The sequence below is a fragment of the Bilifractor sp. LCP21S3_F8 genome, from assembly GCF_052117805.1.
GTDB lineage: Bacteria > Bacillota > Clostridia > Lachnospirales > Lachnospiraceae > Bilifractor.
In genome coordinates, this window is the sequence record NZ_JBQKIK010000002.1 from 1 (window position 1) to 22,787 (window position 22,787).

The 22,787-nt window shown below is 50.6% G+C and carries 19 protein-coding genes, 1 tRNA gene and 1 rRNA gene; all 21 read right to left on the reverse strand.

Annotated elements, in window-relative coordinates; translation table 11 throughout:
• Positions 1–1,009, reverse strand: a 16S ribosomal RNA gene (locus ACTQ3A_RS01245); the annotation flags it as partial.
• A 628-nt stretch (positions 1,010–1,637) separates the two neighbouring features.
• Positions 1,638–2,420, reverse strand: a complete 783-nt coding sequence (locus tag ACTQ3A_RS01250; protein ID WP_441493926.1) for a hypothetical protein — start codon at positions 2,418–2,420, stop codon at positions 1,638–1,640.
• Positions 2,414–3,109: an ABC transporter ATP-binding protein gene (locus ACTQ3A_RS01255; RefSeq protein WP_441493927.1), complete on the reverse strand. Its 696-nt coding sequence runs from the start codon at positions 3,107–3,109 to the stop codon at positions 2,414–2,416. The genes ACTQ3A_RS01250 and ACTQ3A_RS01255 overlap by 7 nt, the downstream gene beginning before the upstream one ends.
• 45 nt (positions 3,110–3,154) lie before the next feature.
• Positions 3,155–3,547 (reverse strand): GntR family transcriptional regulator, encoded by a 393-nt coding sequence (locus tag ACTQ3A_RS01260; RefSeq protein ID WP_441493928.1) that lies wholly within the window; start codon positions 3,545–3,547, stop codon positions 3,155–3,157.
• Between the two features lie 298 nt (positions 3,548–3,845).
• Positions 3,846–5,258 (reverse strand): group II intron reverse transcriptase/maturase, encoded by a 1,413-nt coding sequence (ltrA, locus tag ACTQ3A_RS01265; RefSeq protein ID WP_441493929.1) that lies wholly within the window; start codon positions 5,256–5,258, stop codon positions 3,846–3,848.
• A gap of 763 nt (positions 5,259–6,021) precedes the next feature.
• Positions 6,022–6,588: a DapH/DapD/GlmU-related protein gene (locus ACTQ3A_RS01270; RefSeq protein WP_441099149.1), complete on the reverse strand. Its 567-nt coding sequence runs from the start codon at positions 6,586–6,588 to the stop codon at positions 6,022–6,024.
• Positions 6,566–7,963 carry a diguanylate cyclase domain-containing protein gene (locus tag ACTQ3A_RS01275; RefSeq protein WP_441493930.1) on the reverse strand — a complete coding sequence of 466 codons (1,398 nt, stop codon included), beginning with the start codon at positions 7,961–7,963 and terminating at the stop codon, positions 6,566–6,568. The genes ACTQ3A_RS01270 and ACTQ3A_RS01275 overlap by 23 nt, the downstream gene beginning before the upstream one ends.
• 212 nt (positions 7,964–8,175) lie before the next feature.
• Positions 8,176–8,259, reverse strand: a tRNA-Leu gene (locus ACTQ3A_RS01280).
• Between the two features lie 195 nt (positions 8,260–8,454).
• Positions 8,455–9,012, reverse strand: a complete 558-nt coding sequence (locus ACTQ3A_RS01285) for a phosphatase PAP2 family protein (RefSeq protein ID WP_441493931.1) — start codon at positions 9,010–9,012, stop codon at positions 8,455–8,457.
• A gap of 195 nt (positions 9,013–9,207) precedes the next feature.
• A complete protein-coding gene (locus ACTQ3A_RS01290; RefSeq protein WP_441493932.1) occupies positions 9,208–10,509 on the reverse strand; it encodes a site-2 protease family protein in 1,302 nt (433 codons plus the stop codon).
• 15 nt (positions 10,510–10,524) lie between these two features.
• Positions 10,525–11,673: a 1-deoxy-D-xylulose-5-phosphate reductoisomerase gene (locus ACTQ3A_RS01295; protein WP_441099153.1), complete on the reverse strand. Its 1,149-nt coding sequence runs from the start codon at positions 11,671–11,673 to the stop codon at positions 10,525–10,527.
• A 180-nt stretch (positions 11,674–11,853) separates the two neighbouring features.
• A complete protein-coding gene (locus tag ACTQ3A_RS01300) occupies positions 11,854–12,690 on the reverse strand; it encodes a phosphatidate cytidylyltransferase (protein ID WP_441493958.1) in 837 nt (278 codons plus the stop codon).
• A 58-nt stretch (positions 12,691–12,748) separates the two neighbouring features.
• Positions 12,749–13,450 (reverse strand): isoprenyl transferase, encoded by a 702-nt coding sequence (locus ACTQ3A_RS01305; protein WP_441099311.1) that lies wholly within the window; start codon positions 13,448–13,450, stop codon positions 12,749–12,751.
• Between the two features lie 191 nt (positions 13,451–13,641).
• The gene (gene frr, locus ACTQ3A_RS01310) at positions 13,642–14,196 is read right to left on the reverse strand and encodes a ribosome recycling factor (RefSeq protein WP_441099154.1); all 555 of its coding nucleotides are present in this window, start codon (positions 14,194–14,196) and stop codon (positions 13,642–13,644) included.
• Between the two features lie 22 nt (positions 14,197–14,218).
• The gene (pyrH, locus tag ACTQ3A_RS01315; protein ID WP_441493933.1) at positions 14,219–14,914 is read right to left on the reverse strand and encodes a UMP kinase; all 696 of its coding nucleotides are present in this window, start codon (positions 14,912–14,914) and stop codon (positions 14,219–14,221) included.
• A 110-nt stretch (positions 14,915–15,024) separates the two neighbouring features.
• Positions 15,025–16,344 (reverse strand): aspartate kinase, encoded by a 1,320-nt coding sequence (locus tag ACTQ3A_RS01320; protein WP_441493934.1) that lies wholly within the window; start codon positions 16,342–16,344, stop codon positions 15,025–15,027.
• The gene (locus ACTQ3A_RS01325; protein ID WP_441493935.1) at positions 16,341–16,895 is read right to left on the reverse strand and encodes a DUF5662 family protein; all 555 of its coding nucleotides are present in this window, start codon (positions 16,893–16,895) and stop codon (positions 16,341–16,343) included. Before ACTQ3A_RS01325 ends, ACTQ3A_RS01320 begins: the two co-directional genes overlap by 4 nt.
• The gene (locus tag ACTQ3A_RS01330; protein ID WP_441493936.1) at positions 16,892–18,775 is read right to left on the reverse strand and encodes a Type II secretory pathway, pullulanase PulA and related glycosidase; all 1,884 of its coding nucleotides are present in this window, start codon (positions 18,773–18,775) and stop codon (positions 16,892–16,894) included. The genes ACTQ3A_RS01325 and ACTQ3A_RS01330 overlap by 4 nt, the downstream gene beginning before the upstream one ends.
• A 194-nt stretch (positions 18,776–18,969) precedes the next feature.
• Positions 18,970–19,722 (reverse strand): exodeoxyribonuclease III, encoded by a 753-nt coding sequence (locus tag ACTQ3A_RS01335; RefSeq protein WP_441099159.1) that lies wholly within the window; start codon positions 19,720–19,722, stop codon positions 18,970–18,972.
• 38 nt (positions 19,723–19,760) lie between these two features.
• Positions 19,761–21,380: an aminotransferase class I/II-fold pyridoxal phosphate-dependent enzyme gene (locus ACTQ3A_RS01340; protein WP_441493937.1), complete on the reverse strand. Its 1,620-nt coding sequence runs from the start codon at positions 21,378–21,380 to the stop codon at positions 19,761–19,763.
• A gap of 228 nt (positions 21,381–21,608) precedes the next feature.
• On the reverse strand, positions 21,609–22,643 hold the full coding sequence (locus ACTQ3A_RS01345) for a branched-chain amino acid aminotransferase (RefSeq protein WP_441099161.1): 1,035 nt from the start codon (positions 22,641–22,643) through the stop codon (positions 21,609–21,611).
• Between the last annotated feature and the right edge of the window lie 144 nt (positions 22,644–22,787).

Genomic DNA, 22,787 nt, shown 5'->3' on the forward strand with positions numbered 1-22,787 from the left:
CCCGTTACGGACCGGTCAGAAGGATGTCAAGATTTGGTAAGGTTCTTCGCGTTGCTTCGAATTAAACCACATGCTCCACCGCTTGTGCGGGTCCCCGTCAATTCCTTTGAGTTTCATTCTTGCGAACGTACTCCCCAGGTGGAATACTTAATGCGTTTGCGGCGGCACCGACAGGGCTTCCCTGCCGACACCTAGTATTCATCGTTTACGGCGTGGACTACCAGGGTATCTAATCCTGTTTGCTCCCCACGCTTTCGAGCCTCAACGTCAGTTGCCGTCCAGTAAGCCGCCTTCGCCACCGGTGTTCCTCCTGATATCTACGCATTTCACCGCTACACCAGGAATTCCGCTTACCCCTCCGGTACTCTAGCCATGCAGTTTCCAAAGCAATCCGGGAGTTGAGCCCCCGCCTTTCACTTCAGACTTGCACCGCCGTCTACGCTCCCTTTACACCCAGTAAATCCGGATAACGCTTGCCCCCTACGTATTACCGCGGCTGCTGGCACGTAGTTAGCCGGGGCTTCTTAGTCAGGTACCGTCGTCTTCTTCCCTGCTGATAGAGCTTTACATACCGAAATACTTCTTCACTCACGCGGCGTCGCTGCATCAGAGTTCCCTCCATTGTGCAATATTCCCCACTGCTGCCTCCCGCAGGAGTCTGGGCCGTGTCTCAGTCCCAATGTGGCCGGTCGCCCTCTCAGGCCGGCTATGGATCGTCGCTTTGGTGGGCCGTTACCCCGCCAACTGGCTAATCCAACGCGGGTCCATCTCATACCACCGGAGTTTTTCACACCGTACCATGCGGTACTGTGCGCTTATGCGGTATTAGCAGCCGTTTCCAACTGTTATCCCCCGGTATGAGGCAGGTTCCCCACGCGTTACTCACCCGTCCGCCGCTCAGTCACTCAAAAATCATTCCGAAGAAATCTTCTTCAGTGCTTCGCTCGACTTGCATGTGTTAAGCACGCCGCCAGCGTTCATCCTGAGCCAGGATCAAACTCTCATAAAAAAGATTGATTCGTTCAGAATTAACACTTGGCTAATTCATCCCTTTTTACTGTTTTAAAGGATCGTAATCAATTCATGTATCGTTCATCTGAACGTTACATTCATGAATACTCATCGATCGTTCAAACAAAAATTTTATAAAACTTCATTTGAATTTTCGAGGATGTGTTTTACTGTTCAGTTGTCAATGTTCATTCTGTGTTACTTCTGTGCTGTCGCTGTATTTCGGCGACAAATGGTACTTTAACACCGTACGGTATAAATGTCAACCATGAATTGTAGATTTTTGAAAAAAAATTTTATCACTGACATTTCCCTTAAATATGCGTTTTTCACCCGGCTTCCCAACATACCGCATCTTATTGTATCTATTGTCTGCGTAATTTGGACATTTGTTGGCATGACCACACCGCAAAGACAAACACACCGGTGAGACTTTTTTCTCAACCGGCGTTACCGGCTTCAATCCTGTTCGTATACAACAGGCCTTACCTGAATAATCGATCTGCTCCCTCGATGTGTCAGCCTCTTCTCGATCCAGCCAGTGAACTACTCCGACTTATAGAAGTCGGAGCTTCCTGTTTAAACCACTAATTCCAGTCCTTTCAGCCTTCGTTCCAGATTCGCTCTTACTCTAGATTGAGTTTCCTGTCGAGAACGATCCAGGTAACGATACTATAAATTGCAATTATCACAATACACCCGAGCAAAACGGACACCTCCGCTCCGATCGATCCCATCGCGCGGTATATATTCGGAAGATTACCCGTTACGAAAAGCCCGCTGCCCAGAATGGCCATTATGATCAATTCCAGAATCTCAAATCCTATATACGTCAGAACCGCACCGATGATTCTGTGATCCGACCATAAATGTCCGATGGATATGGCCGCATATATCCGAACGATCGCCGCAACAGTCGAAGCAATCACGATTAGAACTCCCAGCACAATAGTTGCCGTATACGGCGCCGCCGCTTCAAAAACCTTTGAGACGATGCTGCTGATTTCGATTTTCTCCACTTCCTCAGAAAAAGACGGGATCAGGAAAAACGGAATGACCGATGCAGCTGCCACGATTACGCTGAACAGGCTCCAGATAACAGAAGAAATAACCTTCGCCCAGATCAGGCTTCCCGTTCCCGTCGGCAGGGAAAACATCAGATATCCCTCCCGCCCCAGAAGATTTGTGTAAAAACGCCCTACAGAGAGAATAATCGTAATAAGGAACACGGCCACAATCAAAAGTACGAGTATAATGGTAAGCGCAACAGATCCGGCCGCACCTTCCGGAGCCGAAAACAGACGGAAATCAATGCCCAGCAGTACCGCAACCACTACGATCGCCAGATAAACCGGAAACAGGATCCTTCCAAAAGCTTTCATTTCATAACCGATTAACTTGCTCAGCATGCGAATACCTCCCTGAAATAATCATCGATACTTCTTCCCGTTTCCGCGCGGAGATCATCTGCGTTCCGGTGAAGAAGGACTTTTCCGTTTTGAAGAAAAATCACCTCATCCAAAATCGATTCAATATCTGTAATCAAATGTGTAGAGAGCAGAACCAATCCGTCCTCGTTATAGTTTTCCAATATTGTATGAATAATGTAGTCCCTCGCCGCCGGATCCACGCCGGCAAGCGGTTCGTCCAGCAGATATACCTCTGCCTTACGGCTCATGCACAAAATCAGCTGCACTTTTTCCCGGGTCCCCTTCGACATCTTTTTAAAGTTCAAATTGTAGTCGATTTCCAGCTTATCCATCAGATTTTCAGCCTTAACCCGATCAAAATCGTCATAGAAGGCTTCAAAGAAATCCAGCAGTTCTTTTACCTTCATCCAATCCGGAAGAAAATCCCGGTCCGGAAGGTAGGAAACAATTTCCTTTGTTTCCTTTCCCGGCTGCAATCCGTGAATTAAGAGCTCTCCGGACGTCGGCGTAAGCAGACGCTCAATCAGCTTGATGAGCGTCGTCTTTCCACTTCCGTTCGGCCCCGCCAGCCCGATGATTCTCTGTTTCTCCAGAGACAGGTTCACTCCATTCAGCGCGACCTTCGCCCCATATTTTTTTACCAGATCCCTGCATTCTATTTCTGCCATTATTTTTCTCCTTACATCCTTTTCTATGAAAAATAAATATGATTTTCATTCACTGCTCTTATTAACATTCTCATCTTCCTGTGGTCTCCACCGGCTGACTTCAGAAATGATTTCCTCTCTTGTCATACCAAGCCGCGAAAGCTGTGTGAACAATTCCTCCACATACCTCTCACTCAGGCTGCTTCTTAATTCCTTCATCTTCTCCTCATCCTCCGTCACAAATCTTCCGCTTGTCCGCTGTGTATAAAGCAGCCCTTCCTGCTCCAGCTGCGTCATCGCCCGCTGCATCGTATTCGGGTTCACCCCTGCCTGCGCAGCAAGGTCTCTGACCGAAGGCAGCTTGCTTCCCGGCGGAAGCAGTCCGCCAGCAATCCGGGTTTTTATTCCTTCCATAATCTGAAGATAAATCGGAATACCGTTCTTAAATTCCCATGCCATCTGTATAACCACCTCCCTACGGGCTTGCAATCATCTCTTTCGCATGTCTGTATTAGTTTCTTAGTACACTAGAACAATATCACGAGTTCTTATCTGTGTCAATAGATTAATACAATATGACAAAAAATAATTTCAACATGATTCTACATGCAGACAAACATTCATTTTTGTTCTTTGTAAGAAGCAGTACACATCTGAAGATTCCGCGGTATTTTCCATCATATCGAGTAGGAGAAAGTCTCCAGTGGAGACTTTCGTCCTCTCACACCACCGTGCGTACCGTTCGGTACACGGCGGTTCATAAGTTTTCAGCTACTTTCAAATACTGGGAGAGCATGGACGGATAGCCCAGCTTTTCCAGTATTTTATTTGTCAGCACAGAGCGGAGCATTTGTGCCGCCCGCCATGTGCCTTTACGACAGTTTGCCAGTTCATGTACACGCCATTCCTCTAAGTGCAATGCCCTGAAAATCCGGTAGCGGGTTCTCACCCGCTTCCACTGTTTCCAGTACACCGCCCGGATTCTTCTGCGAAGCCACTCATCTGTCTTTGCCATCAGTGCCCGCATATCCGCATATCGGAAGTAATTCATCCAGCCGCGGACATAGTCCCGCAGCTTCTGTTCCCTCTCCGGATTGCACCACCGATTGCCTCTGCACGTCAGTTCTCTGAGTTTTTTCTGCATTTTGGCTTTCGACCTCGGGTGTAATCTGAGCCTGCATTTCCCTTTGAATCGGTAAAACCCATAGCCCAGATATTTCACCCTGCTGATGTGTGCCACTGTCGTCTTCTGGAGATTGACTTTCAGAAATAGTTTCCCTGTGATGAATGGGACGATATTTCCCAGCGTGCGTTCCGCGCTTTTCCGGGATTTGCAGAAGATCATGCAGTCATCCGCGTATCTGACAAACTTGTGCCCGCGGCGTTCCAGTTCTTTATCCAGCTCGTTTAGCATTACATTTCCGAGTAATGGACTCAGAGGTCCGCCCTGAGGCACACCTTCTTCTGTTGCGTGAAAGCCGCCGTCTTCCATGACCCCGGCATTCAGGTATTTGTGTATCAGCGATATGACACGTCCGTCCCTGACTGTCCGCGACAGCACCTCTATGAGTCTGCTGTGGTTCACGGTATCAAAGTATGACGCTAAATCCATACTCACTACATACACATAGCCTTCGTCCGCCAGACTGAGGCACTTCCTCAGGGCGTCATGACATCCTCTTCCCGGCCGAAACCCGAAGCTGTTGTCCGAGAACTGCTTCTCGTATATTGGCATGAGCTCCTGCGCAATCGCCTGCTGGATCACACGATCCACCACCGTCGGTATTCCAAGTTTCCTGACTTTGCCTTTCTCCTCCTTGGGGATCTCTACCCTGCGGACTGGGTTGGGCTTGTATTTCCCCTCCCGCAGCTGCCGGATAAGTGCGCTCTGGTTCTCTCTCAGGTAGGGCAGAAGTTCATCCACCTGCATTCCATCAATCCCGCCTTTGCCCTTGTTCTTCTTCACCTTCAGGTACGCCTTATTCAGGTTGTCTGCGCGAAGAATGATTTCCAGCAGGTTGTCCGGTTGAAAGTATCTGCTGATGCTGTCGTCATCCGCAATCCTCCGATAGTCCGGCACTCCTGTTTCCTTTCCCTGTTCTGCAGGTATCACACGCAGGTAGTCTTCGATATGAAGTTGTCTGCCGTTAAGTCTGTCCTCGGTTGCCAAGATTTGCTGCATCTCCTTATGTGGAGCCCTTTCCGGTTTACGTACGTTTGCCGGTCTTGTATTACGGCTCCTGCTGACTTCTCACGGTAAACCTTATTTCGACCGTATCCGCGAGTATTATGTCGCATTGGATACGTCCGTGAGACCTCCCCGGGTACTCACACGTTCTTTCCCACTTATGACTGTCCCATATACTGCTGGCGCTCCGTGCAGTTATTGGACTTTGACTTGCTTGGCAGTCTCATCCGCGCTTCACAGCCTGATGGGCTTCCTGTTCGTCAGCCCAGTGGTTTGCTTACAGCTTCCTTCAGATTCCATCTCGCGGTGGACACCCTTGCTGTTCGGCTATCCCCTTCCCACTGCCGGGCGGGGTCGGGACTTTCACCCTTTGGAACGTGCGCCCGCCGGGCGCACCAACGAGATAAAACACGCTGCGCGAGTTTTATCTCGTTATCGCGACGCTCGCCGCACACGAATACTTCGCATTCGGCTGCGGCTCACTGTTCGCGTAAAAAAAGACCTCTGCAGTATCCGCCTGAGGTCTCCTGAATCAAATGCTTTCTATTCTCTTTTACTTTTTCCTTTCCACTTACTGCGGTTGCGCAAAACGAAACTACAAACAGAAGCACGATGCTGCTTTTCCCAAAGAAAAATGCAATCACGTACAATAAACCTGTGGCAAGCTGCGTCATCATCAGTGCTCTGTGGCCGGACGTGAACTACTCCGACTTCTATAAGTCGGAGTAGTTCACCCGGAGAATTCTCAGGTAATACTTTTGAGCATGCGGGCAGGTACGCCCCCAACAACCGTGTTTTCAGGTACATCACGCACTACAACCGCACCCGCTGCGACAACAGAATTATCTCCAATGGTTACTCCCCTGGTAATCACTGCATTTGCACCAATCCAGACTCTTTTTCCAATATGGATAGGTGCGGGATGCATCTGATGTCTTTTTTCCGGGTTGAAATCATGGTCCAGTGTTGCAAGCACAACTCCTGGCCCGATCAGGGCATCATCGTCAATAAAAATTCCGCCCTGATCCTGAAATTTACAATCAGAATTGATGAAGACGTTTTTTCCTACTGTAATATTCTTTCCAAAATCCGTATAAAAAGGAGGAAACAGCCCAAATCCCTCTCCTACCGGTTTTCCGATAATTTTGGAGAAGAGCTCCGCGATTTCTTCCGGCTCATGAAAACTGGTATTTAATTCCATGGTCAGCTTCTGGGATTCGCGGCTATAGTAACGCATAGTCTCTATAGCCTCCTGATTTTCGCCAATGGTATCGCTGGTTTTAAAGTACTCAATAAGCTTGCTTAGTCCCATCAATATTCTCTATCTCCTTCATTCTGTGATACTTCTGCTTCTCCCGATACATCCACTGATCCGCAATTGACCTGAGCTTCTCCGGATCGTTTCCATCCCTGGAAGAAAGCGCATATCCCGCACTAATACTGACATAAATCAGATGACTCCCCACAACAACCGGCTCCTCAAAAAAGGCTTTGATGCCCCGAATGATGTCCCGATATCCGTCCTCCGTAAAATCATCTGTTACAAGAACAGCAAATTCATCCCCGCCAAGCCGATAAGCTGCATATGGCACCGACGCAGAAAGCCTCTTAGCCACCTCCACCAGAACATCATTACCGGTCTGGTGGCCATATTGATCATTGATCTTCTTGAAGCAGTTGAGATCGATATAAATAATTCCGAATCCGCATCCGTCCGAAGCTGCCTTTGCGGCAGCGGCAGCGGCATCTGTGCCGAACCTTCGTCCGTTTAACAACATGGTAAGACTGTCATGCTCTGACATCGACACAAGCTTCTTCCGATCCTCCGAAATCATCAGCACCAGATATACCAGCACCGTGATCAGAACACAGATTACCGTGCCGAAATAATAGTAATTTTTCAAGGAATCGGTAACCTGCCAGCCTTTTTTCGGCGTCACATCCAGTCGCCAGGTGCAGCCACCATTTACAAAGGAAACCGTCTCAGGCTTCACCAGGTATCTTTTTGAAGAATTCACCAGATGATATTTTGTTTCCAGCGGATTTGTCTTATACAGGTGGTAATCATATCCGAAGGAACTCAGGGAATTCAGCGCTGCCTGAAATGCCTTGGAAACACGGATAATCGCAATGGTAAAGCCCCAGAAGTGCTTCTTCCCGTCCTGCCCGTACAGATAAACAGGATTCCGCACCACGATACATGAATCGCCCTGCTTCATCTCTATCGGCCCCTGAACCACAATTGCGCCAGATGTTTTGGAATACTCACATATTTCCTTTGTTTCCTTATCCTGGAAAAGATCTTTCTTATCCGAGTATCCGGCATCCTCAGGATATGTCTCCTTGACGATTCCATCCGGAGCCAGCTGCAGGCAAGCCACTTCATTACGGCCGTACAGCATATTCCTGGAGATCATGGTAAAATTCCGGATTTCTCCACTGTTGCTGTCCTGCAGCAGTAATTTCAGCGTCTGCGTGATATCCTTGCACTGATCAATGTCTGCGTTAAGCTCGCTTATCCGTGCCTGCTCGCTCAGACGACACATCTCTCTCATCTGTGCTGCGGATTTTCTGCGTACCGCCCCGATAAAGAGCCATAATGTAGCTGCACATAGCAAAAAAACGATACCGGTAATGATCCACCTTTTGCGGAGTGCGCTCCCCTTCATCTTTGTCTTTTTGTCCAAAATTTTCTCCTTCTGCGCAAATATATTAGTATATAGTAACATATTTTGTCGCAGAAAGCACGAATTAGAGAAAAAACAGCGTGTAATTTTCAGATACGACATCATCCTCTGTAAAACGCCATCTAAAGCCTCTTTTTCAGGCCCATTTTCGCGGCTTTTCGGGCATTTCAGGGCACGAAAAAACCGCCTGATGAAATCAGACGGTTTCGGTCTGCGGAAGATGGGACTTGAACCCACACGGTATTGCTACCACAAGATCCTTAGTCTTGCTCGTCTGCCAGTTCCGACACTTCCGCATCTATTCATTTTGCTGTCGCCGTTGTTCTCGCCGACAACGAATATTATAATAGCACCTGTACCCGGATTCGTCAACAGTTTTCTTGAAATTTATGAGAAAAAATTTTAGTTTTTTCTCGCGCCCGCCATCTGACCTTCTCAGCATAACAGCGGTCCGGCGAGAAACGCTGCCGCCTCACCGATTAATCAACAGTCTACTCGGACTCTGTGGCTTTGGATACCATTCTCACCGGTCTCTTTACCATGAAGTACCACACCGCCTGGCTGATCACCAGTGCTACCAGAAAGCCGCCGATCACGTCAGACGGGTAATGAACCCCAAGATACATCCTTGAGTACGCGACAAGCGATGCGAGGATCACAAGGGGTATCCCCTCTTTCCGTGGCAGCATGTGTACAGCCGAAAGCGCTACGGCAAAGCTGTTCGCCGTGTGTCCTGACGGGAAGGAGTAGTCCGTCGGCAGTTTTCCGATCGGCATCAAAAAGTCGAAGGCATTAAAGGGTCTTATACGCGCAAAGATCAGCTTCATCATCAGATTGACAACAATTGCCTCGATCACGAGTGAAACCGCAGCCACCTTACCCGCATCCCTTGTCTTCCGAAATACCAGCAGAAGAATCGTCAGAATGAACCAGCCGAAAAAACCGAAGGCACTAATTCCCTGCATAATCGGTGTCATCCACGAAAAGCGCAGGTGATCCCGGAAGAATACCAGTACCCTCACATCCATTGCCGTAATTGATGAAATCATTCTTATTTCCTTTCTTCTTTTAACCGGAAACCCGCCAGGACACGCGGCCATTCGTCCTCCCGCCATTACAACGAACCACAACACAGCGGACATCGCGATCTCACGAAAAAATGGCGACCTCTGTGCAGCGGGCATCGCGATCTCACGCGCGCATCGCGATGCATATACGACAGCCACGCCGCGGCTCCGTCTGGCTCAGATAAGCTTCATAATGTCATGCACCGTTATATACGCAATAAATACCAGCAACGCCATCAGGCCATAGAAGTTGATATTTTCCTCGATCTTGCGGTTAACCGGCTTCCTGCGTATGCCTTCGATAAGCATCAGAAGGAGTCTTCCTCCGTCAAGTGCCGGAAGCGGAATCAGGTTCATGAATCCTAGAGAGACGGATATCATGGACATTACGCTCAGGAGCGTGAGGAGAGCCGCTGCCGGCGATACCTCTGCCGCTGCCGCGCTGTAGGTGTCTCCTACCGTTTTGACGATTCCCACCGGTCCGGACATGTCATTGATACCAAAAGTCCCATTCAGCATCCCTGCCAGCGACTTCCAGGCCATCTTGATCCAGAAAATCACCTCATAAAAGGAGTAACGGATTACACCAAAAAATCCCTGCTTTACGCGGATCGACTGATACGAAAAATTCAATGTGGCAGTAACGGTCTTTTCCGGAGTTACCGTCACCGTTCCTTCTTTACCGTTTCTCTCATAGGTGATTTTCACGGGAGACCCGTCCAGAGGATGCTCCTCCAGATAATTGCTGATATCCTCCGTACTGCGAACCTTCGTCCCGTTCAGTGCAGTTACAATATCACCCATTTCAAGGCCTGCCTTCCGGGCGGCTGTTCCCTTGTTCACCATGGTCAGCTGAAGGCCGCTTCCGTCTTCCGCCTCCTGCCAGTGAATTCCGAGCAGGTATTTTGTCTGTGATGACGGCTGATAATTGATCCGGACGTTCTTTCCGTCCCTCCTTACGACAAGCGCGATCTTATCTGTCGGAATCTCCTTCATCAGAAGATCCATATAGAAATCCCTGGAATTTACGATCCACTCTCCATTGTAGGATACGATTTCATCCCCGGCGCGAAGACCCGCCTCTGCCTCCGGTGTGCCGGACGGAACCTCCGCGACTACTGCCGGGTCCGCTCCCGTTGCCCCGACGATCACAAGAGACAGCAGAAATGCCAGAATAAAATTGAAGACGGGTCCTGCCGCGACGACGAGCGCCCTCCTCCACACCGGAGCGCCGATGAAGCTGCCGGGGATCTCCTCTCCTTCATCTTCATTCAGCATCGCGCAGGATCCTCCGAAGGGAAGAAGGCGCCACGCAAAGACCGTTCCGCTCTTTTTGCTTTTGAACGACAAAATCTTCGGTCCCATGCCGATGGCAAACTCTTCAACAACGATGTGATTTTTCCGCGCCAGGATAAAATGGCCGAACTCATGAAAAAGAACGACAAGTCCCAGCACCAGGATTCCGATGATATATTTCAATACGTTTCCCCTATATTATCTGTACCATTCTTCCGAGATCCGTCTCCTCGTCTCTGCCTCAACGCCGAGTATCTGCCCGAGATCCGGATTCTCAATCGTTCTGTGTCTGTTCATTGCCCCCTCGATAATGCGGTATATATCCAGAAAACCGATTCTGTGATCCAGAAAAAGAGCCACTGCCTCCTCGTTTGCTGCATTGAAGACCGTAGGCATTGAGCCGCCTTCTTTCGCCGCCTGAATTGCAAGCGGCAGACCCCGGAAGGTTTCCATATCGGGCTCATCGATTTCGATGGAGCGCAGCTTTGTGAAATCAAGCCGCTCTCCCGGAAGATATCTTCGCTCCGGATAATAGAGCGCATATTGAATCGGCAGCCGCATATCCGGAGAACCGAGCTGTGCCATAACCGCCCCGTCTTCAAATTCCACCATAGAGTGAATGATGCTCTGTGGCTGGACAACGACCTGAATTCTTTCCAGCGGCACATCGAACAGCCATCGGGCCTCCATGACCTCAAGACCTTTATTGACCAGTGTCGCGGAATCAATGGTAATTTTTCTTCCCATCGACCACGTCGGATGCTTCAAGGCATCCTCCGGCCGGATGTTCGAAAGCTCTGCTGTTTTTCTACCCCGGAAGGGTCCTCCGGAGGCTGTGATGAGGAGCTTATGTATCTGCCTTCTGTCCTCGCCGTGCAGACATTGGAAAATCGCGCTGTGCTCACTGTCAACTGGAAGAATCCGCACGCCCTTCTTCCGCGCCAGCGGCATGATCAGATGTCCCGCCGTCACCAGGGTTTCCTTATTGGCAAGAGCAATATCCTTTCCGGCCTCAATGGCGGCAAGTGTCGGACGGATCCCGATCATCCCTACAATAGCGGTGACCAGAATGTCCGCATCCGGCATCACCGCCAGCTCCAGAAGTCCGTCCATGCCCGACAGCACTCTTGTATCCGTGTCCCGGACTCTGATTCTGAGATCCTCCGCCGCCTGCCCATCGTAGATAACCGCAATCTCCGGATGAAATTCCCGGATCTGCTCTTCTGCCTTATCTACATTGTGTCCCGCGGAAATTCCAACCACGCGGATATCCCCATTGTTCCTCACCACATCCAGCGTCTGGGTCCCGATTGATCCGGTCGAACCCAGGATGGCTATTTTTTTCATTCCTGCCTGCCCCCTTTCTGCTCACTTCAACGGTGTCACCCCTGAATTCTGCTCACTTCAACGGTGTCACCGCCAAAATTCTTCTCACTTCACCAGTGTTACCGCCAGGATAATCCTCACTTCACCAGTGGCGCCGCCTAAATACCACACACTTCACCGGCGTCACCGCCTGAATTCTGCTCACTTTACCAGTGTCACTGCCAGAAAATAGATAATCGGAGCGGTAAAGATCACACTGTCAAAGCGATCCAGAACACCGCCGTGACCGGGGATGAGCTTCCCGTAATCCTTGATATCGGCATTCCTCTTGATCGCAGATGCCGAGAGATCACCAACCATTGAGATCAGCGCCCCGACGAGACAGATGATCATATATTCCATCACCGGTCCCCGTGTGAGAAATGCATAGATCATGCCCAGAATCGTTGCTCCGGCGACTCCCCCGAGGGCTCCCTCGATGGTCTTCTTCGGGCTGAGCACCGGCGCCATCTTATGTTTGCCGAAAAGTCTTCCCGCGCAGTAGGCGCAGGTATCGCATCCCCATGAGCACAGGAAAATAAGCCAGACAATAAACTGTCCGCCCTCAAGACACCGGGTCTGGTAGACGAAGGACAGCATAACACCCACATATATCACACCGAAATACGTCTCCATAATCTGACGGGCATTATACTTCGGATAAGAAAATACATAGACGAACATCACGATGACCAGGCTGCAGATGATTGCGAACACCTGATAACTGCCCCACATATAAACGAGGCTCACATAGTAGAGAACCACCGAGATATATCCGAACAGTTCAAGCATATCGATCGTCCTGCCGCCCTTGTGGATGCCGAGGGCACGGTACAATTCAAATGTGCCGATCAGAGCCAGAGCGAGAGAGATGAGATAGAGCACCCATCCTCCGGCATTGATTCCCATCAGCGCGATCAGAACCAGGATCACACCGCTGACCAGTCTTGTGAGAAAAGAATTTGTCGTCTTTCTTGTCAGATACTGAACGACAAGCATCACAAGTACCCCGACAAGGCCGAGAATATAAAACATTAGTATTTCCTCCCTGCTGTCCTTACTTTGCGTTTCCGAATCTACGGTCCCGCCCGTTATACTTTTCGATCGCCTCAATCAGATCCTTCTTATGAAAATCAGGCCATGCCACATCGGTAAAATAAAATTCCGTGTAAGCCAGCTGCCACAGTAAAAAGTTCGAGATCCTCTGCTCTCCGCTTGTGCGGATCAGAAGGTCCGGATCTGGTATTCCGGCTGTATCCAGATATCTCTCAAAGATCTCTCCGGTCACCCGTCCCTCCGGAAGCTTGCCGTTTCTGGCATCCTCCGCAATCCTTGTGACCGCGCGTTCGATCTCATCTCTTCCACCGTAATTCAGGGCAATCTGAAAATACATCTGATCGTAATTTGCAGATGCCTCCTCAACCTCGCGGATCTCTTCCTGGAGATCCGGCGCAAGCGCGGAAGGATCACCGATGATCCGCACCTTCATGCGGTTCTTGTGCGCTTTCATCTCGACACGCCTCAGATACTTCCGAAAAAGATTCATCAGCACCTTCACCTCATCCGCCGACCGTTTCCAGTTTTCGGTGGAAAACGCATAGACCGTGAGATACTTTACCCCCATTTCGCAGATCTCATCACACATCTTCTCCAGGTTATTGCAGCCGACGATATGGCCGTAGCTGCGCGGCATTCCTCTGCGCTTTGCCCATCTTCCGTTGCCGTCCAGAATAATTGCAATATGGTTCGGGACCTTCAGGCCCTCAAGCCGGTCTTCTTCTTTCATTTTTCCTCCAGCTGCAGTAAAGGCAGCAAGTACAGAAAGAAGCTGCCGTGCGAAATACTTTTTTGCACAATGCCCCGGAGCAAAACCTCTGCGGCAAATGATACAACAAGCATTTCGTACGTCAGCTCCCCCTCATTTCTGTTTCACGAAGCCGTCTGTGCCGATCAGACTTTCATCAGCTCTTTGGACTTCTCTTCCACAGCCTTGTCGATCTCTTTGATTCTCTTATCGGTTGCCTTCTGAAGGTCATCCTGAAGCTCCGCAATGAGGTCCTCGGACAGATCCTCGGATTTCTCCAGCTTCTTGAAGGCCTCATTGCCATCCCGCCGAATGTTGCGGACAGCCACCTTGGCTTCCTCGCCCTTCTTCTTTGTCTCCTTTGTGAGCTCCTTACGTCTCTCCTCTGTCAGTTCCGGGAAAATCAAGCGGATCACCTTGCCGTCCGTATTCGGATTAATGCCGAGATCAGACGTCTGGATTGCCTTGATGATCGGTTTGATCATGGAGGATTCCCACGGCTGAATCTGAATGATTCTGGCCTCCGGAACCTGTATATTCGCCACCTGATTCAGTGGTGTCGGAGCGCCGTAATAGTCAACCGTGATACGATCCAGGACATGGGGATTCGCACGGCCGGCACGAATGGCGCCGAGCTCATTTGCAAGGTTTGCGAGTGTCTTCTCCATTTTGGCATCGTATGCCTTTACTCTCTCATTCATTGTAAAATTCCTCCCTGGTCTCTTACACGGTCACCCTTGTCCCGGTGATCTTCCCGTGCGCAGCATTGACGATGCTGTCTTCCCCGTCAAGGCCGAATACTACCATCGGCATCCTGTTCTCCTTTGCCAGGATCGACGCGGTCATATCCACCACCTGAAGCTGTTTGTCGATGACCTCCTGAATCGAAACCTCATCGTACTTCCTTGCGTTCGGATTGCTCTTCGGATCGCTGTCATAGACGCCGTCGACAGCCTTCGCCAGAAGCAGTTCGTCAGCATCGATTTCAATCGCGCGGAGAACGGCGGTGGTATCTGTCGAAAAATACGGACTGCCCGTTCCTCCGCCGTAGAATACAACCATGTTGTGCGCAAAATACTTATTGCTCCGATCCTTCGAGAACAGCTTCGTGATTCCGCCGATCTCAAAGGGTGTCAGAACCGATGTCATCATCCCCTGCGACCGGAAAATTTCGGACACATAGATGCAGTTCATAACCGTCGCAAGCATACCGATCTCATCAGCCTTCGTGCGGTCGATATTCTTGCTGGAGCGGCCTCTCCAGAAGTTTCCGCCTCCGATGACAATTCCGATCTGAAAGCCGTCATCGACCAGTTTCCGGACCTGTTTCGCGACACCTGTTACAACTTCCTCGTCAAATCCAGTCTTCTTGTCTCCTGCAAGCGCTTCTCCACTAAGCTTCAGCAATAGTCTTTTCATGCACGATCTCCTTGTTCTTTTTCTGTTTACGGCCCTGCCGCCAATGATTCGTACGGCAACTGCTTATATTATAGCATAAAGACAGGCTTTATCGCTACGAAATCTAATGGTTACAGCCGCGAAACAACGAAGATATCGTAAATTGCCTTGATCGCCGTCTCAAAATCACGGTTTTCCACACCGATGATAATGTTCAGCTCGGAGGATCCCTGGTCGATCATCTTGACATTGACATGCGCATGAGCCAGTGCAGCAAAGATTCGCCCCGCGGTTCCTCTCGTTCTTCTCATACCTCTGCCCACGACTGCGATCAGCGCCAGATCGGATTCCAGCTCGATCATGTCCGGATGAACGGATCTGTGAAGTCCGGCGATAACCTGCTGCTCATGCTTCTCGAATTCGTTCTGGTTGACATACACAGAGAAGGTGTCAATACCGGAAGGTGTATGCTCGAACGTCATCCCGCAGTCCTCGAATACCTCAAGCACCTTGCGGCCGAATCCGACTTCCGCGTTCATCATCGCCTTCTCAATTGTGATGGAAGCAAATCCCTTCTTGCCGCCGATACCGGTGATGGTATATTTCGGCTTGTTGCAGGTGTTCTCGACAACCATCGTGCCCGGATCCTGCGGACGGTTTGTATTTCGAACATTGATCGGTATTCCTTCCTTTCTGAGAGGGAATACCGCATCCTCGTGAAGAACTGTTGCTCCCATATAGGAAAGCTCGCGCATCTCACGATAGGTAATGGTATTGATGGTAACCGGATCCTTGATGATTCTCGGATCAGCCATCAGGAAGCCGGATACATCCGTCCAGTTTTCATACAGATCCGCATGAACTGCCTTTGCCACAAGGGATCCGGTGATGTCAGATCCGCCCCGGGAGAAGGTCTCAACGGTACCATCCGGTTTTGCGCCGTAGAATCCCGGGATCACCGCATGCTCAAGAGGCTCAAGCACCGCACCCATCTGCTTGTCTGTCCTTACCGCGTCAAACTTTCCCTCTTCATCGAAGGCCACTACTCTTGCGGCATCGACAAATTCATATCCGAGGTATTCCGCCATCACAATTCCGTTCAGATACTCTCCCCTGGACGCAGCGTAATCGGTTCCGATCTTGCTGCGGAAATTTTCAGCGATTGTCTCGAACTCACTGTCCAGATTGAGAGACAATCCCAGTCCGTTGATGATCTCATCGTAGCGATCGCGAATATTCTGAAGCGCGTCGGAGAAATCCTGATCTTCCTCCGCGCGATGGTAGCAGTCATACAGCATATCGGTAACCTTGGTGTCATTGCTGAACCGTCTGCCGGGTGCCGACGGGACAACATAGCGTCTGCCCTCATCCGCCCGGATGATATCTCCGACCTTCTTGAACTGCTCAGCATTTGCGAGAGAACTGCCACCGAATTTCACTACTTTTTTCATTCCTGTTGTCCACCCTTCAAAAATGTGTGTTTTATGTAAGAAACAGTTACGTCTTCACCCTTCTCTGCCAGCATCCAGAGCAGCAGATCAAGCTGATTCTTCACGGAATCATCAACAAACCATAGCTTGTCTCTGCCCTTCTTCCAGTACTCGTAGGGAGCACGGTCATTGTAGTTGTCTCCCAGATACACTCTGGATGCGCTGATACGGTCCGCGACCATTTCCGCCACATATTTGCGGGGAATCGGCACGCCTTTGATGATTGTATCACAGTTTATTCCATAGTCAATCCAATATTCGAAATGGTGCTTGTTGCGTCCCTTATGATGAAGCCAGGCAAGGGAAACTCCCGTATCCTCGCGTTCCGCGTTGTTCGGGCTTCTGGTTCCCTGCCAGTATCTGGCCCCCTCACGGAATTCCGTAGGAGAATACTTGGACAGATCATGCACGATTCCCTGCCAGTAAAGCCCCATCCGGAAACAATAATGAAGGACCAGACATTTATGATGTGTAATTGTCTTGAAATGCTGCCACGCGTAATTTTTATTCATTTTCGCACCGCCATTAAGATCACGATACTCCTCGGAGATACCTCCACCGACTTCTCGTCCGAATCGATTTCCATCTCCGTGCCTTTCTCCGGAAACGCCTGCTCACGCGACGTATCCGCGCAGATCACCCACCGGAGGTCTTCTGGAAGGTCCGGAAGCGCGAACCGCTGCATCTGCCAGTACATGTTGTACGCGATATAGATTGTGTCGTCCGATGTTCCGTCCGCTTTCTCCGCATACTGCCCGCAATACATGACGCCGAATCCTGTCTTCGTCTTTCCGGAGGCGCTCATCCATGCCACCTCGCTGTGAAACGAAAGATCCGGGAATCCGCAGGCCTTATAGTCCGCCATCCGCAGCACCCGCGCAGATCGGAGGACCGGATGTTCTCTGCGGAACGCAATGGCCTTCCTGACAAAATCATGCATTTCTCTCGCTGATTTTGATCTGCTCCAGGTAACCCAGCCCGTGCGGTTGTCCTGGCACCAGGCATTGTTATTCCCGCCCTGGCTGTTCTCTATCTCATCCCCTGCGTAGACCATCGGTGCTCCCTGGCTGGTCATCAGCATCAGAAAAGCATTCCTGAGCAGCTGCCGCCTCAGCGCACGAACCGCGCTCTTTCTGGATGGCCCCTCCTCCCCGCAGTTCCAGGTAAAGTTGAAATCCGTCCCGTCGTGATTCTGCTCACCGTTGGCTTCGTTATGTTTTTCCTCATAGGAAACCATGTCATACATCGTGAAGCCGTCCTGATCCGCAAAATAATTGATGAATGCCTGGTCCTCGGAGTTTCTCCGGAGATACCAGCCGGCCTCGTCCGTACCGACATCCGGATCGCCCTTCAGAAACCGGCGCATTGCCTGCTCGTAGGACGGATTCATAGCCGCAAGGTTCCGGAAAGCCGGTTTTCTGCCTCCGTACAGCACGGAGGTATCATAGCCGGAGGTAATCAGCTTCGTTCTCCGAAGCAGGGGGTCAGTAACGGCCGCGTGAATCCAGCTCCCGTCGCCGACCAGATGGAAACCGTCCACCTTGAAGTGAAGGCGCCAGTAGCGCAGCACATCAGTGACAAGTCTTGCATCCGCTTCCGGAAGAAAATAGAACTCCGGGATGCATTCCAGACCGGCCTCATGGAGGACATCCACCATTTCCGCGAACTCCTTGTTCGGATTATCCGTGGCGCAGTAAGCCTTCTTCGGCGCAAAATAAAGTCCCTTCGTGTACCCCCAGTAATTCAAAACCGGGTCCGCATTATTCTCCGGTTCCTTCACCTGCACCTGCTGATCCAGATAATAATATTTTTCCTCATCTGATTGATTTTCGAACGTATAGCACGGCATGAGGATCAGCGAAGTCACCCCCATGTCCTTCAGATACGGGATCATCTCCGTGACGCCGAGAAATGTTCCGGGATGCTTCACGCCCGCCGGCCGGGTCTTTGTGAAGCCTCTCACGTGAAGTTTGTAGAAGATACTGTTCTCATAGGGTATATTGAGGGGCTCTGTTCCTGCCTTGAAATAGACCTTCATGGAACACCGGTATTCTTCCTCCCCGCTGACCGGATTTGTGATTCTACGAACAGATCTGGCATAGGGATCCGCAACGGTCTTCCCCTCTACCCGATAATTGTATTCATACGCTCCCGCATTCTCCATCTCCACAAAGACTGCGCTGATGTCGCCGATCCGGTATTTTTCCTCGAGAGGAATCACCTGACAAGGCTCAATCTCCCCTGTATGATAGAGCAGAAGCTCCGCCCGCTTCCCTTCCGGAATCACGCAGGCGAACAGGTTTCCGTTCCGTACTCCGTTCGTCGTAATGCCGTGCACTCCAAGTCTTTCCGGATCTGATGGTGTTACCCTGAATTCTGTCTTCTCTGCCATTCTCTTCCTCCGGTTCTTCCCTGATCACAGACAGGTAAACCGCTTCACACTGTGTGTGCGCAAATGTGGCTCACCCGCCCGCGCATATTCGCACTTTCGTGCCGCTTGCGCGTCACTTCGCTGCTTCGCAGCTTCATCCCATACCTGTTGTCAGATAGCCGGCTTCCCCGAATCCGATCTCATCCGGTTTGAAATCATATCGTAAGATCCAGCTCAACCGGGCAGTGATCCGATCCCATCACATCTGTGTGGATGATTGCATCGGTGACATGATCCCTGAGATTATCGGTGATCAGGAAATAATCGATTCTCCATCCCGCATTTTTCTCACGCGCCCGGAAGCGGTACGACCACCAGGAGTACTCAATCTTATCAGGATGCAGCCAGCGGTAGGAATCCGTGAACCCCGAATCCAGAAGCTCCGTCATCTTTTCCCGCTCTTCATCGGTAAATCCGGCATTTCTGCGGTTCGTCTTCGGATTTTTGATATCGATTTCTTCATGCGCCACATTCAGATCCCCGCAGACAATCACCGGTTTTTTCTCCGCGAGGGCGTGAAGATATGCGCGGAAATCATCCTCCCAGCGCATCCGGTAATCCAGCCGTTTCAGTTCACTCTGGGAATTTGGCGTATAGCAGGTCACGAGATAGAACTTCTCATATTCCAGAGTGATCACGCGTCCCTCATGATCATGCTCCTCCACTCCGATCCCGTAAGTGACATTCTGCGCCTCCTGCTTTGCAAAAACCGCTGTGCCAGAATATCCCTTTCTGTCGGCATAATTCCAGTAGCAGTAATAGCCCTCCGGCGCAAAATCGATCTGACCAGCCTGAAGCTTGCTCTCCTGAATACAGAAGAAATCCGCGCCGGTGCTGTCGAAATACTCCCTGAATCCTTTTCCCACACAGGCTCGCAGCCCATTCACATTCCAGGATATAAATTTCATGCATACCTCCCGGTTAATATTTTTCCCTCATGCCATCCTCAGGTGATATCCAGCTTTGTTCGATATCGGATGACCCTCATGGTTTCCAGATCACGGTCCGCAGGTCCGTGGATCGGCAGCCGGTTTTCCCTGTACCGCTGGACAATGTCGAAAATCTCCCTGGTGATCACCTCACCCGGGCAGATCAGCGGAATCCCCGGCGGATACGGGATGATGCTTTCCCCGGCAACTCTGCCGACCGCATCTTCCCATTTCACCAGAATCTTCTCACTGTAGAAAGCTTCTCTCGGTGTCATTACCACCTGGGGAAGCACAGATGCAGCATGCCTGAGATAGTCCTCGCGTCTCCCGTCCGACAAGCTCCCAATTTCTTCCGCACTTTCCCTCGGAATGTCCTCTGTGCCGCAGCCCGTCTGTTCCCTCAGGATCTTCTTCAGTGTCTCTACCAGCCGCCGGATATCGTCGCCGTTATTTCCCCACGTGACGACTGCCACTACGTTTTCAAAATCTGCCAGTTCCGTGCTGACTCTGCCCTTATCATAGAGCAGTCTCTGCAGGCGAAAACCTGTGATTCCCGCTCTCCTTGCCGAAAAAACGATCCGGAGCGGATCCATCGTCAGGTGTTCCGGCACATTTTTTCCCTTCCCGAAAAGCTCTTCCACAGGAATTCCCGCTGACTTTGCAGTCGCAAGGGCAATTTTTTCTTCTCCGGACATCTCATAACACACATCTGTCGTCAGTACATCCACGTAAGGAATCCGCGCAAGCTCCTCACGAAGTATGTCTGCCATCGCCATCGATTTGCTCATCAGTTCTCCGCCATGGAGCGCAAGATTATGGCGTGCTCCGTCCAGTGAACCCATGAGCAGATAATTCGGGCTCGTGCTCATCACGAGCTTCAGACACTCATCCAGCCTCTGTCGCGAGATAAAACGGCTCTTCCACTGAAGCATTGAACTCTGCGTCATACTTCCGGATGTCTTGTGAATGCTCTGTGCCGCCACGTCCGCCCCTGCCCGGATCGCTCCTTCCGGCATCTCGTCCGAAAAATACAGGTGGGATCCATGTGCCTCGTCGACAAGCAGAGGAATCCCATGCCGGTGACAGATGTCCGCAATTCTCCGCAAATCGGAACAGATCCCGTAATAAGTCGGGCTCACCACAAAGACAGCCCGGATTTCGCTGTCCCGCTCCAGTGCCTTTTCAATCTCCTCCGGCTTCACTTCGCCGGAAATATTCCATCCGGGAACCGTCTCCGTGTTTACCCATACCGGAACAGCTCCGCTCAAAATCAGGCCCATCAGCACAGATTTATGTGCATTCCTTGGAACCAGGATCTTTTCACCAGGCTGTACGGAGGCGAGAATCATAGCTTCATTTCCGCACGTTGTACCGTTCACCAGAAACCAGCAATGATCCGATCCCCAGATTTCTGCAGCCAGATCCTGAGCCTCCCGGATCGGTCCCGCCGGCTGATGCAGATCATCCAGTCCCTCTGCCTCCGTAAGGTCGCTCATAAACGCCCTTTCCCCGAGCACTTCCAAAGCTCTCGGGTCTGCTCCGCGCTCAAAGCGATGCGCCGGAATACGGAAAAATGCCGGCCTTTCGCTGCGGAAATTTTCAATTGCGTCCAAAATCGGTGTACTATTCTGATTCACTTATGATGCCTCTCTGTCTTTCTTCCGGACTCACAAAAAATGAGACCACCGCATTGAGCCTACCCGTGAATCAAAATCTTCTCTGCTTATCCCGGTCCGCAGTACGTGTTCCTCCTGCGGCCGGTCCGCTGATTCACTGTATGCATATCATGCGACAGTCTCATATTAGCATCAATTTTCTGTTAATTCAATTAACCTGTAAAAAGAACGTCACGGATTCACTTTTCTTCAGTCAACGTCTATCTCATGAACCCAGCCTTCCGGTCCTTCGATCTCTCCGTCCTGAATACCTGTCAGTGTGCTGCGAAGCTTTGTGAGAACCGGTCCCATCTTCTCCATGCCGCTCGGAATGTTGATGATTCTGCCATGGTCATTGATCTGTCCTACCGGGCTGATAACGGCTGCGGTTCCGCAAAGACCCATTTCCTCAAATTCCGGTACTTCACTGAACATAACCGGTCTGTGCTCCACCTTCATGCCCAGCATATTCTCGGCAATATAGCAGAGGGAACGGCGGGTGATGGACGGAAGAATCGAATCGGACTTCGGCGTTACCAGTGTCTTCCCGTTGTCCTTGATAAAGATTACATTTGCTCCGCCGGTCTCTTCCACCTTTGTTCTGGTTGCCGGATCCAGATACAGGTTCTCGTTGAATCCCTCTCTGTGCGCCTCCATAATCGGGTGAAGGCTCATCGCATAGTTCAGGCCGGCCTTGATTCCACCGGTTCCATGCGGCGCGGCGCGGTCGAAGTCAGGAATACGCACAACAACCGGCTTTGCTCCGCCCTTAAAATACGGGCCAACCGGCGTCACGAGGATACGGAACATATACTCCTCAGCCGGCTTTACTCCGATAACCGCATTGTATCCGAACATATAAGGACGGATATAGAGCGTTGCGCCGGAGCCATATGGCGGTACCCAGTCAACGTTCGCCTTTACCACCTCTTCAACAGCCTTCACAAAACGATCAACCGGGAACGGCGGCATTTCCAGCCGTTTGCAGGAGTCATACATACGCTGCGCATTCATATCCGGGCGGAAGCATACCACCTTGTTGTCCTTCGTTCTATATGCCTTGAGGCCTTCAAAGCAGGACTGAGAATACTGAAGAACCGCCGCGCACTCACTCATCGTAACTGTGTGATCCTTCGTCAGCCTGCCCTCATCCCACTTTCCGTCTCTGTACATGGAGACATAGCTGTAATCTGTTTCTCTGTAATTAAAGTCCAGGCTTCCCCAGTCAATATCTTTTGTAGCCATTGATTTGTCCTCCTAATGATAATCTGTTGATATTATACACCAAAATTTCACTTTGCAAACAAAAAAACGAAAAGGTTTACTGTATAAAGCCGTCGTCAAGCGGGCAGTTTTCGGGCATGCGAAGCATGCACAGAAAACTGCATG

Bases quoted from the DNA above. Each gene is read 5' to 3' on its own strand.
- ACTQ3A_RS01320 (WP_441493934.1), bottom strand. From the start codon at position 16,344: ATGAAAAAAGTAGTGAAATTCGGTGGCAGTTCTCTCGCAAATGCTGAG.
- ACTQ3A_RS01345 (WP_441099161.1), bottom strand. From the start codon at position 22,643: ATGGCTACAAAAGATATTGACTGGGGAAGCCTGGACTTTAATTACAGA.
- ACTQ3A_RS01335 (WP_441099159.1), bottom strand. From the start codon at position 19,722: ATGAAATTTATATCCTGGAATGTGAATGGGCTGCGAGCCTGTGTGGGA.
- ACTQ3A_RS01250 (WP_441493926.1), bottom strand. From the start codon at position 2,420: ATGCTGAGCAAGTTAATCGGTTATGAAATGAAAGCTTTTGGAAGGATC.
- ACTQ3A_RS01300 (WP_441493958.1), bottom strand. From the start codon at position 12,690: ATGCTTGTCGTTCAGTATCTGACAAGAAAGACGACAAATTCTTTTCTC.
- ACTQ3A_RS01295 (WP_441099153.1), bottom strand. From the start codon at position 11,673: ATGAAAAAAATAGCCATCCTGGGTTCGACCGGATCAATCGGGACCCAG.
- ACTQ3A_RS01255 (WP_441493927.1), bottom strand. From the start codon at position 3,109: ATGGCAGAAATAGAATGCAGGGATCTGGTAAAAAAATATGGGGCGAAG.
- ACTQ3A_RS01270 (WP_441099149.1), bottom strand. From the start codon at position 6,588: ATGGGACTAAGCAAGCTTATTGAGTACTTTAAAACCAGCGATACCATT.
- ACTQ3A_RS01260 (WP_441493928.1), bottom strand. From the start codon at position 3,547: ATGGCATGGGAATTTAAGAACGGTATTCCGATTTATCTTCAGATTATG.
- pyrH (WP_441493933.1), bottom strand. From the start codon at position 14,914: ATGAAAAGACTATTGCTGAAGCTTAGTGGAGAAGCGCTTGCAGGAGAC.
- ACTQ3A_RS01285 (WP_441493931.1), bottom strand. From the start codon at position 9,012: ATGATTTCATCAATTACGGCAATGGATGTGAGGGTACTGGTATTCTTC.
- frr (WP_441099154.1), bottom strand. From the start codon at position 14,196: ATGAATGAGAGAGTAAAGGCATACGATGCCAAAATGGAGAAGACACTC.
- ACTQ3A_RS01330 (WP_441493936.1), bottom strand. From the start codon at position 18,775: ATGGCAGAGAAGACAGAATTCAGGGTAACACCATCAGATCCGGAAAGA.
- ACTQ3A_RS01325 (WP_441493935.1), bottom strand. From the start codon at position 16,895: ATGAATAAAAATTACGCGTGGCAGCATTTCAAGACAATTACACATCAT.